The sequence below is a fragment of the Streptomyces niveiscabiei genome (genome assembly GCF_001419795.1).
In the GTDB taxonomy this organism is placed as follows: domain Bacteria; phylum Actinomycetota; class Actinomycetes; order Streptomycetales; family Streptomycetaceae; genus Streptomyces; species Streptomyces niveiscabiei.
Genome location: NZ_LIRL01000487.1, coordinates 1 through 1,164 on the forward strand (window position 1 = coordinate 1; position 1,164 = coordinate 1,164).

1 protein-coding gene is annotated in these 1,164 nt (G+C 75.2%); it reads right to left on the minus strand.

Features of this window, described 5'->3' with window-relative positions:
• Window positions 1-120: 120 nt before the first annotated feature.
• Window positions 121-858 carry an SLATT domain-containing protein gene (locus tag AOK24_RS23410; RefSeq protein WP_409122847.1) on the minus strand — a complete coding sequence of 246 codons (738 nt, stop codon included), beginning with the start codon at window positions 856-858 and terminating at the stop codon, window positions 121-123.
• Between the last annotated feature and the right edge of the window lie 306 nt (window positions 859-1,164).

Consider the following 1,164-nt stretch of genomic DNA (forward strand, 5'->3'; position numbering starts at 1 on the left):
CGTAGTCCCCGTGTAGTACCGGAGAGCCACGGCGCCGCGAGCTGCCGGAACCCCGTAGTCCCCGTGTAGTACCGCAGAGCCACGGCCCTGCGAGCCCCGCCCCGGCCCCACGCCCTCACCTCACCGCGGCTCCGGCGGCCTCTGCCTCGGCATGTTCGGCCGGGTCCCGTTCACCGGCGGCGGGGAGAACCGTCCCGGGTGCGGCCCGGGTGCCTCCTGGCGGGGTACGGACGGCGCGGTCGTCTGGAGCGCCAGCGACGTGGACGCCGTACGGAACTCGATCATCCAGTCCGCCGTCTCCGTACGGACCAGGTCCGTGACGTCCTCCGAGAACCGGCGCAGCACCCCCAGGCACCGCTCGGCCGCCTCCCCTGCGGTTCCCTCGGCCGGGCCGAGCACCTCGCGGACGCTCTCCGAGGCCCAGTCGAACTGGAGCACCTGGAGCCGCCGCTGGACGGCCTGCGCGGTGGCGACGTCCCGCATCCACCCCGAGGTCAGCCCGAACGACCGGTCCACGGCGACGCAGGAGACGGCGATCAGCAGGGCGAGGTACCCCCAGGGGGACGCGCCGGACAGCAGCCCGGTCAGATCGAGCAGCGGCAGCGCGGCACCGACGACCGCGGACCCCGCCGCCGTACCCCGCAGGGCGCGCGCGCCGCGCCGCTTCCACCCGCGGTCGGCGAGGTACCAGGCGGCCGTCTCCAGCGCCCCCTGCTCCACCCACCGGTAGAGCTCGTCGAGCCGTACGGCAGGCTCACCCCAGTCGCCGTGCGGGAACGTCCGCCCGGTCAGATCGCCCGGCCGCAGCCCGGCCGCCCCCTCGTCCCGTCCGTCCTGAGGCGGACCCTCGGGCTGCATCTCCGGCTGCTGACCCACCCGGCACTCCCTCCTGAACCCCGTTCCCACTGCCTGACTGACACACCGGGCACGCGACGGGGCCCGCTGCGACGGGCTCCGCCGCCACGGCCCCGGCGCCACGGGACCGAGCCCCGAAGGCGCTGCCCCGGAGTCGGCCTTCAGGACTACCCCTGAAGAGCCACGCCCGACGAGCCACGCCCCGACGAGCTACGCCCGAGGAGCCGAGCCCCGACGAGCCGCGCCGGAAGAGGTACGCCCGGAGAGTTACGCCTCGGGAGCTACCTCCCAAGGCCCACCCCCAAGGCT